Source organism: Hymenobacter sp. (assembly GCF_031398885.1).
In the GTDB taxonomy this organism is placed as follows: Bacteria; Bacteroidota; Bacteroidia; order Cytophagales; family Hymenobacteraceae; genus Hymenobacter.
Genome location: NZ_JANNOD010000051.1, coordinates 23,979 through 38,923, shown reverse-complemented (window position 1 = coordinate 38,923; position 14,945 = coordinate 23,979). Strand labels below are relative to the sequence as shown.

The window sequence follows — 14,945 nt, the reverse complement described above, 5'->3', positions numbered from 1 at the left end:
TGGGTGCCACGGTCCCTACTTTGTGGCCGAAGGCCGGCTTTGCAGCTGGGTGTTTTCGTTGGCCAGAATGCTCATGCGGGTGATGTCGTTGCTGGCCTTCATCATGCCGCGCATCTCGGCCCTGAAGGACGCCATTTCGGCGCTGGTCTGGCCTTTGTCGAAGGCCACGGCCCGGGCCAGCACCTGCGGGTGCAAGCGCATCAGGTCGTCTTCGCGGCGCAGGTTGACCTTGAGCCAGGCCACGGCACTGCGGCCGCCCACGCTTTTGGCCTCAACCATCTTTCTGATGCCGCAATACTCGCTCTCGCCGCGTACCAGGGCCATTTGTTCGCTGTCGGGCAAGGAGGCAAAGTCGCGCACGGCCGCCCGGCAGCCATCGGCTACAACAGCCGCCTCGGGCCGCTGGTCGCGCATCGGCACGTTGGCCGTACGCGCCAACAGGCTGGCCGTCGCCAGGCGGTCGTGGACGCCCAGTTTGGTTACCACTCGCCCGTTGTGCACCAGCAGCACGGGGTTATACTTCTGAACCATGCCCCAGAGCCCGGTGCGGTACTGCCGGGGGTTGGCCGCCACAACCGGCCCGAACCAGCGGAAGTAGCTCACGCGCAGCTCGGCCGAGGCAATGGGGTCGCGGGAAGTACGCATGATGCCCTTGTACAGGTCCAGCACCGGGGCGTAGTTGGGTTTGTCCTCTTCGTAGTCGCGCAGCAGGTTGGCCTGTAGGTTGTGCTGGTCGGCGGCCGAAAGGGGGTAGGTGGCCATGAAGCCGGCCACGCGCAGGGCTTTGGCCACGTTGGCTTTCGCTTCGGCCGAGGTGGCGGGCAGCGGACCGGGCGCCGCGGGCCCTGGCTCGGCGATGGGTCCCGACAAGCCCGCCACGAGGTCGCTCCCGGCAGCGGCGGCCAGAGCCTCGGCGGCGGTCGAGGTGGCGCCAGTGGCCGGAGCCTGGTCCTTTGACTTGCCGATGTTGGCCGAGTGCTTGTTCAGGTCCTCGGCAGTGGCCGGCTGGCTGGCGGCGTCGGTGGCCGATTTCGATTGGGAAGAAGAGCCGCCGCAGCCGCCAAGCAACAAGGTCAGCAAAGTCGCGCCGCAGGCCACGTGGTGGAACGAACAATGAAGAAGGCGCATCATAAGTAAGCGGGTGAGAGAAAAAGAATTAGGACAAGCGCGGGCTTGCCGGCACTGGCCGGCGCCCCGTTAGCCTATGGTGGGTCGAGTTGCCGGGTTGACCGGTCGGCCCGCGCCTAGTCGCCGGCACTGGCCGCCCCGCCGCTGAGAATGAGCGCATTCGTCAAGCGGGCCGGGCTGCCCCCCAACGGGTAGTGGGTGGTGCGGCCGCCGGCACAAGCCGTCGGAGAGCCCTGTTGGCGGTGGGCGTTGGCGCGGCCCGCGGGGCCGGGGGCCGGGCCGTTTTTGCGCCCGCCGTCCCAGGCGTCGGGCTTTGGTGCTCAGGTCGTTTTTTGGCAAGGCTCCCCGGCCGGGGGTACCTTTACTAATGAGGAATGAAGAATTCTCAAGCTGTAATTCTTCATTCCTCATTCTTCATTCCCCATTAAGCGCAGCGTAATGCCCGTTTTCTCGCACCTCCACTGCCACACTCAATACTCGCTGCTCGACGGCCAGGCCAGCATCGCGGCCCTGATGAAGAAGGCGCAGGCTGATGGCATGCCCGCCGTGGCGCTGACGGACCACGGCAACATGTTCGGGGCGTTCAACTTCGTGGCCGAAGCCAATAAGTACAACGTGAAGCCCATCGTGGGCTGCGAGTTTTACCTGGTGGAGGACCGCCACAAAAAGGCGTTTAGCCGCGAGAAAGGGGAGAAAGACACCCGCTTCCACCAGTTGCTGCTGGCCAAGGACCAGGCCGGCTACCACAACCTGAGCAAGCTCTGCTCGATGAGCTTCATCGAGGGCGTGTACTCGAAGTTTCCGCGCATCGACCGGGAGCTGCTGGCGCAGTACCACGAGGGCCTGATTGCCACCAGCTGCTGCATCGGCGCCGAGATTCCGCAAACCATCCTGTTCCGCTCCGAGGCTGAGGCCGAGGAAAAGCTGAAGTGGTGGCTGGGTATGTTCGGCGACGACTACTACATCGAAATCCAGCGGCACGGGCTGATGAACTTCGACGGCACCGGCAAAAGCCAGGAGGATGTGAACCAGGTACTGCTCGGCTTCGCCCAGAAGCATGGCGTGAAGGTCATCTGCACCAACGACTCGCACTACGTGAACCAGGCCGACTACGCGGCCCACGACCTGCTGCTGTGCGTGAACACCGGCGAGGAGCACAGCATCCCGGTGGGCGACGTGCGCACCAACTACTACACCCTGATGACCGGCTGGGGCGAGGTGAAGTACGACCTGCTCGACAACCTGCGCCGCGACCACTCACGCGACGAAAAAGCCCAGCGCCAACTGCGCCGCATCGACGAGGAGCTGCAGAAACCCAAGCCCCACACCCGCTTCGGCTTCGCCAACGACCAGTTCTTCTTCAAGACCCAGGCCCAGATGAACGAGCTGTTCGCCGACGTGCCCGAAAGCCTGGACAACACCAACGAGATTGTCGACAAAATCACGCCGCCCAAGCTCCAGCGCGACATCCTGCTGCCCAACTTCCCGCTGCCCGCCCAGTTCGCCAACGCCGACGACTACCTGCGCGACCTCACCTACCGGGGCGCGTTTGAGGGTGCCAAGCCGCGCTACTCGGTGCGCACGCCCGAAATCGAGGAGCGGCTCGACTACGAGCTGCGCATCATTCAGACGATGGGCTTCGCGGGCTACTTCCTGATTACGCAGGACTTCATCAACCACGGCCGCTCAGTGGGCGTGGCCGTGGGGCCGGGCCGGGGCTCGGCGGCGGGCTCGGCGGTGGCCTACTGCGTGGGCATCACCAACATCGATCCCATCAAGTATTCGCTGCTGTTTGAGCGGTTTCTGAACCCGGAGCGGGTGTCGATGCCCGACATCGACATTGACTTCGACGACGTGAACCGCCAGAAAGTCATCGACTACGTGGTGCAGAAGTACGGCAAAACGCAGGTGGCGGCCATTATCACCTTCGGCACCATGGCCGCCAAGTCGAGCATCAAGGACGTGGCGCGGGCCATGGAGCTGGCCCTGCCCCAGACCAACGACCTCACCAAGATGGTGCCCGACAAGCCCGGGACCACCCTGGCCGGTGCCTTCGCCGAAAGCCAGGAGCTGGACAGCATCCGGCGCGACGAGAGCCCCGACAACCTCAAGGGCCAGATTCTGCGCCTGGCCACCCAGCTCGAAGGCTCGGTGCGCAACACGGGCATCCACGCCGCGGGCATCATCATCGCCCCGGACGACATCACGAAGTACATCCCGGTCGCCACCTCCAAAGAGTCGGACCTGCTCATCACCCAGTTCGACGGCAAGGTGATTGAGAGCGCCGGAATGCTGAAGATGGACTTCCTGGGCCTGAAAACCCTGACCATCATCGTGGACGCCCTGCGCCTGATTGAGCGCAACCACGGCCTGAAAATCGACATCGACGACATCCCGCTCGACGACGAAAAAACCTACCAGCTCTACCAGCGCGGCGACACCATCGGCACCTTTCAGTTTGAAAGCGAAGGCATGCGCCAGTACCTCAAGGACCTCAAGCCCACCAACATCGAGGACCTGATTGCGATGAACGCGCTGTACCGCCCGGGCCCGATGCAGTTCATCCCGAACTTCATCAACCGCAAGCACGGCCGCGAGGAAGTGGTGTACCCGCACGAGCTGCTGGAGCCCATACTCGCTTACTCTCAAGGGATTATGGTGTACCAGGAGCAGATTATGCAGACGGCCCAGATTCTGGCGGGCTACTCGCTGGGTGGCGCCGACCTGCTGCGCCGCGCCATGGGCAAGAAGGACATGAAGAAGATGGCCATGGAGCGCGAGAAGTTCATCGAGGGCGCCAAAACCATCCACAGCATCCCCGCCAAGAAGGCCAACGAAGTCTTCGACGTGATGGAGAAATTTGCCGAGTACGGCTTCAACCGCTCCCACTCGGCCGCTTACTCCGTGGTGGCCTATCAGACCGGCTACCTCAAGGCCAACTACCCGGCCGAGTACATGGCCGCCGTGCTCACCAACAACATGGGCGACATCAAGAAGGTGACGTTCTTCATCGAGGAGGCCCGCAAGCAGGGCGTGGCCGTGCTCGGGCCCGACGTGAACGAGAGCCTGATGAAGTTCAACGTGAACCAGGAGGGCGCCATCCGCTTCGGCATGGCGGCCGTGAAGGGCGCCGGCGAGCTGGCCGTGGAAAGCATGGTGGAGGAGCGCGAGAAAGGCGGCCCGTACGCCGACATCTTCGACTTTGCCAAGCGCGTGAACCTGCGCACCGTGAACAAGAAAACCTTCGAAAGCCTGGCCCAGGCCGGCGCCTTCGACGACTTCGGCAAGCACCGCCGCTTGTACCTCGACGCCCCGGCCGGCGACCAGCCGCTCATTGAAAAGGCCATGCGGCTGGGCCAGCAGGCCGCCGCCGCTAAGGAAAGCAGCCAGCACAGCCTGTTCGGGGCCTCGGCGTTTGGCGCCGTGGCCGCGCCCCTGCCCAAGATGCACGAGATGGAGCCCTGGAGCAAAACCGAGCAGCTGCGCCGCGAAAAGGAAGTGGTGGGCTTCTACCTCTCGGGCCACCCGCTCGACTCCTACAAGCTGGAGCTGGACGCCTACTGCACCTGCGGCCTGGAGAAGGTGGACGAAATCAAAAACAAGGAAATTGCCGTGGCCGGGCTCATCAACAACGTCCTGTTCAAGACCACCAAAACCGGCCAGCCCTTCTGCACCTTTACCCTGGAAGACTACGAGACGAGCATCAGCCCGGCGCTGTTCCGCGACGACTACACCAAATTCGCGCCGCTCATCAACCCGCGCAACTACCCCAACGAGCAGGTGCCGCCCATGTACGTGCGCCTCAAGCAGGAGCTGCGCCGCCACACCCAGGACCAGTGGGACCTGCGCATCCTCTCGATGCAGCCGCTGGCCGAGGTGGCCGAAAAGATGAGCAAAGGCGTGCGCGTGCGCCTCGACCTGCGCACCGTGACCGGCCCCATGCTCGACCGCCTGGAGGAAGCCATCGAGCACGCGCCGGGTACCAAGCGCCTCGAAATTCAGTTCGTGGAGCCCCACGAGCACCTGGCCGTGGACATGTTTTCGCGCCGCTTCCAGATTGAGCCCAAGGTCTTCATTGAGAAAATGCGGGAGCTGGAAATGGAGGTGTGCACGCTGATTTAGGGCGCTGTCCGAAAAGCCTGAACGTCATGCAGAGCGCAGCGAAGCATGACGTTCGGATGGGATTTATGGTCCTTTACGGTGCCTGAACCACCCGGCTGAACTTTCCCCAACCCCGAATGTTTACCCAACCAATCTGCTACCTTGCGACCCCGTTGGCCGTACACGCCAGAACAATCTTTAACCCCCAACCCAAACACAATGGGACACAAAGCAATTGAAATAACCGACGCCAACTTTGACGAAATCATCAGCGGCGATAAGCCCGTACTGGTCGATTTCTGGGCCGAATGGTGCGGCCCCTGCCGCATGGTGGGGCCCGTAGTCGAGGAGCTGGCCGGCGAGTACGAAGGCAAGGTCGTCGTGGGCAAAGTCGACGTGGACGCCAACCCCCAGACCTCGATGAAATTCGGCATCCGCAGCATTCCGACGCTGCTGGTCTTCAAAAACGGTCAAATCGTGGACAAACAAGTAGGCGCCGTGCCCAAGCACGTGCTCGCCCAAAAGCTTGAAGCTCAGGTAACGGCTTAAGCACAGCGTTATTGAACACCAAAAAAGCCCCACGCCATTGCGGTGTGGGGCTTTTTTGGTGCGGTAAAATCGCCGCCGGGCTACCGGTCCGCGCGGGGACGGTCCTGGGCGTCGTGCTTCTGGCGGTAGATGGCTTTGCTCGTTCGCGCCTGGTCCTTGCGGATGTCCTGGCGCTCGTCGCGCGTCACCACGCCGTCGGCTTTGGCGGCCTGCTTATCCTGGCGGGTTTCGGCCTGGCGGGCTTTGAGGCGGGCGGCTTCGGTGCGGGTGAGTTCGCCGGAAGCTACGCCTTGCTGGATGCGGGCGCGCTCATTGCCTTGGCGGGTGGTGATGCCGGGCGTGGCCGTTTGGGCCGCAGCTGCGTGGGAGGCGGCGAAGCAGCCAAGGGCGGCGAGGAGCGAAAACAGGGACTTTTGCATGGGATGAGGGGGTATGTGAGGAGTGAAATGATGCCGGTTGGAGGGCGCCCGCCCGCCCGGGTTTAACCGCCGCGAATTGAAATTCTGCCTGGCCCGAACGCAGGAAAAAAAACCCGCTGCCCTGGGCTCCGCCAACTGCGCGGCCCGAAGCCCGTTAAAAGCGCATCCTTTCACTTTTAAAATTTTCAGCATGAAGCGCATCCTCGGTTTCCTCGTTTCGTTGGCTTTGCTGGGCGGCACCGCGGCCACCGCCCAGACCACTCCGCCGGCGGCCCCCGCCACCACGGCCCCGCCCACGGGTGCCGTCCGCACCAGCCCGTCGTCCTCGTCCACGATGAGCACCACCAAGCCGGGCGCCGCCGCCAAGCCCGCGGGCACGACCACCAAAAGCACGGCCACGACGAGCCAGCCATCGGCCAGCACCAAGATGAAAGCCGACGGCACGCCCGACATGCGCTACAAGGCCAACCAGACAAGCACCAAGACCACCGGCCCCGTGAAAGCCGACGGCACCGCCGACATGCGCTACAAAACCAACAAGACGACCACCAAGTCCACTAAACCTAAGCTGTAGGCAATGCAGTTGTGGAAATGAAAAGCCTTCTCCAGCTCTGGGGAAGGCTTTTTTGTGCCCGGACGGGGCGCCGTACCAACTGAGCTTGGAAATGTAAAACGCTGATTATTATATTTGCGCAGCAGTTCTTTCTGACTAAAGGATTGTTTTTATACAGAGGCGTGGAGAGACAGGCTCGACGAAACGCCGGCAACCATCCGCAAACGCGGGCAAGGTGCCAAGTCCTGAGTATATAAAAACAAGTTGCCATGCACCCCTTTTCCCCCTCTTTCGGCGCAACCATTTCCTACACTTCCGCTTCGCCGCGGCCGTGTTGTTGCATGGCCGGTCGGGGTTGTTGAGGCTGGCCACTAACCACCGGCATTTTCCGCAGTAATCGGGCCGATTTCTCGTCGGCTCGCAGGTTCGACCAGGCCGCGCCGGCCCGGCGGATGCGCTGATTCCCGCGCCAGCCTGGCGCTTCGGCGGCGGGCCCTTGCCTCTTTCTTTTCTGGGTTTTTGGGTTTGGCGGCGGCTAGTGGCCAGGCACGACTGGACTTGGGCCGGCAGTTTGCCTGCCGCCGCCAGACCAGCGAGGGAAGAAGCGGGGAGCCAGCAGTGCGCTGAAGGCGGAATCAGGATTGTGTTTCGAATTCAACTTTTCACCCACTTCTTACTTTTTTATGAGCACCATTCTGGAAGTTTTGACCCGCGAGCAGGCCCCGGCCGCCGCCCAACCCACGTTCGACGGCTTGCACGGCAAGCTCGGCTTCGTGCCCAACCTCTACGCCACGTTCGCCCACTCGGCCCCGGCCCTCAACGGCTCGATTGGCTTCGGCTCGGCGCTGGCGCAGGGCGAGCTCACCGGCCGCGAAATAGAAACCATCTACCTCGCCGCTTCCGAGGCCAATAATTGCGACTACTGCGTGGCCGCCCACACCACGGTGGGCAAGTTGCAGGGCCTCACCGAAGAAGAAACCCACGCCGTGCGCACGGCCAGCAGCGCCGACCCCAGTCTCAACGCCCTGGCGGCTCTCACCATCGGCATTGTGCAGAGCAAGGGCCGGCCCGCGCCGCAGTTGCTCGACCAGTTTTTCGTGGCCGGCTACAGCCGGGCGGCCCTGGTGGAGCTGATTGGTTTCGTGGCCCTAAATACTTTCAATAACTACGTGCAGCACATTGCCGACGTGCCCATCGACTGGCCGGCCGTGCAGCCGCCGGTGGTCGCATAAGGACTCCTCCCTGAACAAAAAGAACGTCATGCCGAGCTTGCCGAGACATCTCGCCTGGGTTGGTAATCATCGTGTAGCGAAATTGATTACTGCTGCACGCGAGATGCTTCGGCAGGCTCAGCATGACGTTCTTTTTGCGCGTTGCGCATTACTAAGAGCCTCGGGCGGCCCTTCCCCGCTAACTTGCGAGCCGTAATTCTGGCTTCTCACTTCCCGCCCTGTTCATGCGCTACGCCCCGTTGGCCCCCGAGCTTTTTGTTGAAAACCGCCGCCGTTTCCGCGAGCTGCTGCCGCCGGCCTCGCTGGCCATTTTCCAGTCCAACGACGTGATGCCGGCCAACGCCGACGGCACCATGGCCTTCCGGCAGAACAACGACTTGTTCTACCTCAGCGGCGTCGACCAGGAGGAAAGCATCCTCGTTATTTTCCCGGACGCGCGGCTGGCCCACCACCGCGAAATCCTGTTCCTGAAGGAAACTTCCGAGCACATCCTCGTCTGGGAGGGCTACAAGCTGACCAAGGACGAAGCCCGCCAGAATTCCGGCATCCCGACCATCATGTGGCTCGACAGCTTCCGGGCCGTGGTGCCGGCGCTCATGAACGAGGCCGAAAACGTGTACCTGAACGCCAACGAGCACATCCGGGCCGTGGTGGAGGTGGAAACGCGCGACGCCCGCTTCGTCAAAGCGCTACAAAGCCAGTACCCGCTGCACACCTACCGCCGCGCCGCGCCGCTGCTGCACGCCCTGCGCGCCATCAAAAGCCCCGAGGAAATCCGGGTGATGCGCCAGGCGTGCGCCATTACCGAAAAGGCGTTTCGGCGGCTACTAGGCTTTGTGCGGCCGGGCGTGTGGGAGTTTGAGATTGAGGCTGAAATCGTGCACGAGTTCATGCGCAACCGCAGCCGCGGGCCGGCCTACGGCAGCATCGTGGCCAGCGGCAAAAACGCTTGCGTGCTGCACTACACCACCAACGACAACCAGTGCCAGGCCGGCGACGTGATGCTGCTGGACTTCGGCGCCGAGTACGCCAACTACGCGGCCGACCTCTCGCGCAGTATTCCGGTCAACGGCCAATTCAGCCCGCGCCAGCGCCAGGTGTACGACGCCGTGCTGGCCGTGATGAGCTTCGCCAAAACCCAGCTCGTGCCCGGCGGCGAAATCGAAGCCTACCACCAGGCCGTGGGCCAGCGCATGGAGCAGGAGCTTATCAAGCTCGACCTGCTTAACGCCGCCGACGTGAAGAATCAGGACCCTGCCGCGCCGCTCTACAAGAAGTACTTCATGCACGGCACCAGCCATTACCTGGGCCTCGACGTGCACGACGTGGGCTACAAGTACCGCACCTTCGAGGCCGGCATGGTGTACACCTGCGAGCCCGGCATTTACATTCCCGAGGAAGGCCTGGGCATCCGCTTGGAGAATGACATCCTGCTCACCGCCACCGGTAACGAGGACTTGATGGCCAATATCCCGCTGCAGGCCGACGAGATTGAGGGCTTGATGAAGTAGCGCGCAGCCTTTGCTGCGTGTCGTCCGCGCCGCTAACGCCATCCCATGTGGCACGGACGACACGCAGCAGAGGCTGCGCGCTACTTACTCGTGGCCTGCACGATTTGCGGCAGGTACTTGGCGAGCGCCTGCACCTGCGAGCGGGTGAAGTTGCCGTCGACGGCCACGAGCACGAACGAATCGGCGACGTCGGGGAGCTGGCCGGTGGCGGCGAACTCCGAAACCCGGTCGCCCGCGGCGCGTACCGATACCTGGTAGTCGTTGCCGAGGGCCGAACCGACGGAAATGGGCTCATACTTATTGCCCTGCAGGATGCCGGCCGCTTCCTGGCGCAGGCCCTCGCGGGCCAGGGTCCGGGCCGCGTCGGTGGTGGGGGCGAAGCTGATGAAGCGCGCCTGCCGAATGCTGGTAATGGCGTTGGTGAGCTCGGAGCCGCCGAGGAGCTTGGCGGCTTTTACCAGCGCCAGGCGTTGCAGCAAGTCGGCCGACCACTCGGTGGTTTTGAAGCCCTCCCGGCCTTCGTACTTCGAGAAAAAGGAAGCCACCGTGCGGGCCGGAGTCCCGGGCCCGCCGGCGCGGCAGCTCATCAGCAACAAAAACAGAAAGAACGCGGGGTAGCGAAGGCTTGCAAGCATGGGGCAAAGGTGGGGAATAGCTGGTGGCCTTGTACGCGCGCCGCGTTTTTTTGGCGACCCGCGCTGCCCGTTATGTTGCGGACCGTGAAGCAAGGAGTTTGCCCAGTTGAATGCCGCCCGGTTTTTGCCTAAAACACTATTGAGTTGAGAAAAAATACTTCCCGGTCTTTGCCGCGCTCGGTGCGCACGCGCTGGTAGCCCACGGCCACGAAGCGGCTGCCGAACCAGGGCAGCAAGTCGGCCTGGGAAGTGTCGGCAATGCGCTCGGCCCCGCTTTCGGTGGCGCCCGAGCCGGTTTGGATGAGCACCTGATGGTCGTTGGGCGACGACTCGGCGCGGTTCACGAGCTTGTAGCGCAGCTTTTCTTCGTCGAGGTAAGCCAGCACCAGGCGGCCGTCGGGCAGGGTTTGCAGGCGCACGGCTTCTTCAAGCTCGTAGCGGCGCAGGTTTTCCACCACGAAGGTGTTGTCCCAGAGCAGAGTGCCGGCGCGGTCGAAGCCGCAGACCAGGGCGTGGGTGGTCTGGTAGCCGTCGAACACGCGGGAATTGCCGTAGGCGCTCGACCCGTATTGGTTGCCGATGCTGTTGAACGGGCCCGAGTAGCTGCCGTAGCTGTTGTAGCGGTAGTGCGGGTAGTACACCTCGGCCACCAGCACGTAGCCGCCGTCGGCCTGGGGCAGCAGCTCGTGCAGCAGCAGGCGGTAGTGCCAGCGCAGCGGCGGCACGGCGCGGGCCACGCGGCGCTCGGTGCGCAGCCGCAGGCGGGCCTGACGGGAGGGCTTGAGGTAGTCGAAAAAGTGCTTGAGGCGCAGGAAATCGTAGAAGCGCAGCGGCGGCTTGGCGCCGGCCCCGCGGGCCGCGGGCCGCAGGTCGGTGGCAAAGAGGCCCTGGGCGTAGTTGGGGTCGCGCAGCGAATAGGTGCCCATGAGCAGCCGGGCGGCGGTGTCCTGCGGCGGGGTGAGCTGGGCCGTGATGAGGCTCCGGTCGCTCTCGGCCTGCACAAACTCGGAGCTCACGAGCTGGCCGCGGTCGGTGAGGCTTTTGAGCAGCAGCCGACTCTTGCGGCCGTTGGTTTGGCTTAGCACGTACTCGGCGCGGCGGGTGGCGGCATTGGCCACGAAGGAGAGCTGGGTGGGCAGCGGCTCGTAGATGGACGAGAGGTACTGCATCTGGCCGGTGGCCACGTCGAGGAGCAGCGCCGTCACGTGCAGCTTGTCGGTGAGCAGCACCGTGGCAAACAGGCGGCCGTCGAGGGCTTTGAGTTCCACCACTTCCCGGCTCAAGCGGGTTTCGTACTGCTGGGTGCGCACCTGCCCCAGCCGGCCGTTGTAGGCCGCCACCCAGAGCCGCCCGGTGGTGCTGCGCGACGAAAACATGGCGTACACCGTGCTGCCCTCGGCGCACATGCGCGTGAAATCAAACTCGTCGGGCACTTCCAGCGCCGACTCCTGGCGCAGGCGCAGGGCGTGGTCGTATTGCTGAAAAGCAAAGACGGTTTTGCTGGAAAGGGGCCGCTCGCGGCCCACCAGCAGCACCACCGTGCTGTCGGCGGGCAGGGTTTGCACGTGCACCTCGCTCGCGGACTGGTCGAGGGGCAGCTCGGTGCGGGCCGCTTGCACCGGCGCGTTGGGCGGCGGCGGGGCGGGGCCACGCTTTTGCGCGCGCAGCGCTGGCGGCCCGGCCAGCAGCCACAGCGAAAGCAACGGGAGAAAGTAGCGGAGTTTCATGTCCATGCGCCGTAATAAGCAACCGGAATAGTTACTCCAACGAGCGGTACCTACCCGAAAGTTACAACCGAACCCCGCGTTTCTGCGCGGGGCCGACGTGCTTTATTTGGCTCCCAGGGCCAGCACTGCGTCGAACTCCTCGGGCCGCACGTGCAGCACCGACAGGCGCGACTGGCGCAGCAGGGCTAGCTCGCGCAGCCGGGCGTCGGCCTTGAGCCGGGCCAGGCTCACGGGCTGGGGCAGGGGCTGCACTGGGCGCAGGGCCACTGCCACCCAGGGCGAGCCGGCTTCGGCGGTGGCGTCGGGCGCGGCCGGGGCGGCCACTTCGGCCACGCCCACCACGGCTTTTTCGCTCACGCTGTGGTAGAACAGCACCAGGTCGCCGGGCTGCATCAGGTTCAGGTTGTTGCGGGCCTGGTAGTTGCGCACGCCGGTCCAGACGGTGCCGTCCTCGCGCACGAACGTGGCCCAGGAATAGGCTTCGGGTTCGGATTTAACAAGCCAATGCTTCATCAAAAAGTCGGGATTTATCGCAGTTTTCAGGTTCGTGTACACCTTTCACCTCACCCCCAGCCCCTCTCCCGCGGAGAGGGGGGCCAACCGTAGGTCGGGAGCGGCTCCCCTCTCCGCGGGAGAGGGGCTGGGGGTGAGGTGAAATGGAAAGCAGAACGTATACACTGACCTGGAAACGGCTTTAGGAGGATGCTTTCGGCCATAAACCTACCCGCCGGGGACTGTCGCCGGCGCGCTCGGCGCCGCTTGCTCTCGGTTAAAATTACCTGATTTACAGCCGGCGCATCTTCAGTACCTGCTTGTCCAGCGAAAGAATTTCCAGGGTGTAGTCCGGCTCCTGGCCGTCGGTGAGGTGGATGCGGAGGCGGGTGTTGCCGTCGGCGGTCCAGGTGCCGGGGCGGGTGGCCAGGCCGTCGGTCGGGGCAATGTCGAACTGCTCGAAGCGGCCGGAAGGCTTGATGGCGAAACCCGTCCGGCCCCGGGCGGGCGGAAAGGCGTAGGTGTTGGGCCGAAACACCAGCGTGTCGCCGCGGTCTTCCTCGCGCGAGTTGAGCCAGGTGCCTTCGAGCTGCTGCATGGTCGAAGCGGGCGGGGTGGCGGCGGGGTCGCGCGGCTGGCAGGTGGCGGACAGCAGCAGCAGCGAGAGGGGCAGCAGCCGGGTGAGTACGTGCAACATGGGTGCGGGCGGGGTAAATCGGGAGTGGGGCGGCAAGGTAGGGCCAATCGGTCGGGCACGGGGTTTTCAAGCAGCGTGGCCGGTTGTGCCCAAGCCGCGTAAGCACTGGTGTACGCTACCTTCGTTGCCCCAAAAATACCTTCTCTGTGGATAACCGCGCCCTGACCCGCGCCTTCCAGCTGGCCGCCCAGCTGATGGAGCTGCACGACGAAAACCCGTTCAAAATCCGCGCCATCGAAGGCACGGCCAACGCCCTCGACGCCTTGAGCTTTCCGGTTTCGGAGATTGAGCGCTCCGGCCTGCCCGACCGCACCGGCCTGAGCAAAACCGCCGCCGCCAAAGTGGCCGAGCTGCTCGACACCGGCACGTTCGCGGAGCTCCAGCGCCTGCTGGAAGCCACCCCGCCCGGCGTGGTCGAAATGCTCAGCATCAAAGGCATTGGCCCCAAGAAAATCCGCAGCCTGTGGCGCGAGCTGGGCATTGAGAGCGCCGACCAGCTCCGCGAAGCCGCCGAAGGTGACCAGGTGAGCAAGCTCAAGGGCTTCGGCAAAAAGACCCAGGACGCCATCCTCGAAGCCCTGGAATTTGCCGGCCAAAGCAAAGGCAAGCTGCTGTATCCGCAAGCCGAAAAGCTGGCCGACGACCTCGCCCAGCACCTGCGCGCCGGCCTGAAAACCGAGCAAGTCGCCGTGGCCGGCGAGGTTCGCCGTCGCCTCGAAACCGTGGAAACCGTGCGCCTCGTGGCCGCCACCAACGCGCCGGCCCGCGCCCACGCCGTGCTCAGCGGCCTGGCCGGCCTCGCCGCCGACCCGCGCCGCTCGGGGCCGTTTGCCTGGCGGGGCACCGCCACCGCCTCGGGCGTGCAAGTGGAGGTGCTGCTGACCACCGCCGAAGACTTCGTGACCGAGCTATTTCTCAACTCGGCCGCCGAAAACCACCTCACCGAAGACCTGCCGGGCGCCGACAGCCACGGCCCGCCCACCAGCCTGCGCCAGTGGGCCCGCCGCGAAAAATTTCAGCAGGAAGAAGCCTTGTATGAAAAGGCCGGCCTGCAGTTCATTGTGCCCGAGCTGCGCGAAGGGCTGGGCGAAATTGCCCTGGCTGCCGAAAAAAAGATGCCGCGCCTGCTCGAAGACGGCGACCTGCGCGGCTCCCTGCACAACCACAGCACTTACTCCGACGGCAACCACAGCCTGCGCGACATGGCCACCTGGCTGCGCGACCACGGCTACGAGTACCTCGGCATCTGCGACCACAGCCAGGCCGCCCACTACGCCAACGGCCTCAGCGCCGAGCGGGTGCGCCAGCAGCACCAGGAAATCGACCAGCTGAACGCCGAGCTGGGCCCGTTCCGCATTTTCAAGGGCATTGAAAGCGACATCCTGAGCGATGGCGCGCTGGACTACGCGCCCGACGTGCTGGCCAGCTTCGACTTCATCGTGGCCAGCATTCATTCCAACCTGAAGATGGACGAGCGCAAGGCCACCGACCGGCTGCTGCGCGCCATCGAAAACCCGTATTGCACCATGCTGGGCCACCCCACCGGCCGCCTGCTGCTGCGTCGTCCGGGCTACCCCATCGACTACAAAACCGTTATCGACGCCTGCGCCCGCCACCAGGTCATCATCGAAATCAACGCCAACCCCTGGCGCCTCGACCTGGACTGGCGCTGGGTGCGCTACGCCCTCGACCAGGGCGTGCAGCTCAGCATCAACCCCGACGCCCACCACACCGACGGCTACGCCGACATGCGCTACGGCGTGCTCATGGGTCGGAAAGGGCTGCTGACGAAGGAAATGACGTTCAATACGAAATCGGCAGCTGAAGCCGCCGCCTATTTCGACGGCCGCAAGGCGAATATTAAGCCGCCGCTGGCCTTCAAAAAGTCGCTGTTCGAGTAG

Annotated in this window: 12 protein-coding genes and 1 riboswitch; of the genes, 6 read left to right on the top strand and 6 right to left on the bottom strand. The window is 64.1% G+C overall.

Annotation, left to right across the window (positions count from 1 at the left end):
- Positions 1-15: 15 nt before the first annotated feature.
- A complete protein-coding gene (locus tag RMO51_RS09310) occupies positions 16-1,131 on the bottom strand; it encodes a hypothetical protein (RefSeq protein ID WP_310394059.1) in 1,116 nt (371 codons plus the stop codon).
- A 435-nt stretch (positions 1,132-1,566) separates the two neighbouring features.
- Between RMO51_RS09310 and dnaE the strand changes: the two genes are divergently transcribed.
- Together dnaE and trxA are read left to right on the top strand one after the other, a co-directional pair.
- Complete coding sequence (gene dnaE / locus RMO51_RS09305) at positions 1,567-5,250, top strand: DNA polymerase III subunit alpha (protein ID WP_310394057.1); 3,684 nt, start codon at positions 1,567-1,569, stop codon at positions 5,248-5,250.
- A 198-nt stretch (positions 5,251-5,448) separates the two neighbouring features.
- Positions 5,449-5,778, top strand: coding sequence for a thioredoxin (gene trxA / locus RMO51_RS09300; protein WP_227785613.1), 330 nt, complete (start codon positions 5,449-5,451; stop codon positions 5,776-5,778).
- Between the two features lie 80 nt (positions 5,779-5,858).
- Here the strand turns inward: trxA and RMO51_RS09295 are convergent, their stop codons facing one another.
- Positions 5,859-6,197, bottom strand: a complete 339-nt coding sequence (locus RMO51_RS09295; protein ID WP_310394054.1) for a hypothetical protein — start codon at positions 6,195-6,197, stop codon at positions 5,859-5,861.
- A 190-nt stretch (positions 6,198-6,387) separates the two neighbouring features.
- Between RMO51_RS09295 and RMO51_RS09290 the strand changes: the two genes are divergently transcribed.
- From RMO51_RS09290 to RMO51_RS09280, 3 genes are all read left to right on the top strand, one after another.
- Entirely contained in the window at positions 6,388-6,771 is a 384-nt protein-coding gene (locus RMO51_RS09290) for a hypothetical protein (RefSeq protein WP_310394053.1), read from the top strand.
- Positions 6,772-6,917: 146 nt separating this feature from the next.
- Positions 6,918-7,010: riboswitch (SAM riboswitch) on the top strand.
- A gap of 423 nt (positions 7,011-7,433) precedes the next feature.
- Positions 7,434-7,982 carry a carboxymuconolactone decarboxylase family protein gene (locus RMO51_RS09285; protein WP_310394052.1) on the top strand — a complete coding sequence of 183 codons (549 nt, stop codon included), beginning with the start codon at positions 7,434-7,436 and terminating at the stop codon, positions 7,980-7,982.
- Between the two features lie 224 nt (positions 7,983-8,206).
- The gene (locus tag RMO51_RS09280) at positions 8,207-9,493 is read left to right on the top strand and encodes an aminopeptidase P N-terminal domain-containing protein (protein WP_310394050.1); all 1,287 of its coding nucleotides are present in this window, start codon (positions 8,207-8,209) and stop codon (positions 9,491-9,493) included.
- Positions 9,494-9,573: 80 nt separating this feature from the next.
- On the opposite strand, the gene RMO51_RS09275 is transcribed toward RMO51_RS09280, so the two are convergent.
- From RMO51_RS09275 to RMO51_RS09260, 4 genes are all read right to left on the bottom strand, one after another.
- A complete protein-coding gene (locus RMO51_RS09275; RefSeq protein ID WP_310394049.1) occupies positions 9,574-10,128 on the bottom strand; it encodes a DUF4252 domain-containing protein in 555 nt (184 codons plus the stop codon).
- A 128-nt stretch (positions 10,129-10,256) separates the two neighbouring features.
- Positions 10,257-11,861: a hypothetical protein gene (locus RMO51_RS09270; RefSeq protein WP_310394047.1), complete on the bottom strand. Its 1,605-nt coding sequence runs from the start codon at positions 11,859-11,861 to the stop codon at positions 10,257-10,259.
- Positions 11,862-11,957: 96 nt separating this feature from the next.
- A complete protein-coding gene (locus RMO51_RS09265; protein WP_310394045.1) occupies positions 11,958-12,368 on the bottom strand; it encodes an EVE domain-containing protein in 411 nt (136 codons plus the stop codon).
- A 271-nt stretch (positions 12,369-12,639) separates the two neighbouring features.
- Complete coding sequence (locus tag RMO51_RS09260) at positions 12,640-13,044, bottom strand: lipocalin family protein (protein WP_310394043.1); 405 nt, start codon at positions 13,042-13,044, stop codon at positions 12,640-12,642.
- A gap of 146 nt (positions 13,045-13,190) precedes the next feature.
- On the opposite strand from RMO51_RS09260, the gene RMO51_RS09255 reads away from it, so the two are divergent.
- Positions 13,191-14,945 (top strand): helix-hairpin-helix domain-containing protein, encoded by a 1,755-nt coding sequence (locus RMO51_RS09255; protein ID WP_310394042.1) that lies wholly within the window; start codon positions 13,191-13,193, stop codon positions 14,943-14,945.